At 53.2% G+C, this 201-nt stretch carries 1 rRNA gene; it reads right to left on the minus strand.

What is annotated here, in order from left to right:
- Positions 1-201, minus strand: a 23S ribosomal RNA gene (locus tag ACE419_RS11640); the annotation flags it as partial.

The raw sequence follows: 201 nt of genomic DNA on the forward strand, positions 1-201 counted from the left end.
GAGGCGACCGCCCCAGTCAAACTGCCCACCTGATACTGTCCTCAGCTTCGTTACTTCTCGAGTTAGATCCCTAGCACGCAAAGGTTGGTATCCCAACAGCGACTCCGATAACCCTGGGGGGCTATCTTCTCCGTCTCCCAACTATCCTGTACGTTACATGCCAAAAATCAATGTCAGGCTGCAGTAAAGCTCCATGGGGTC

The organism is Mitsuokella apri (assembly GCF_047974105.1).
Taxonomy (GTDB): Bacteria; Bacillota; Negativicutes; order Selenomonadales; family Selenomonadaceae; genus Mitsuokella.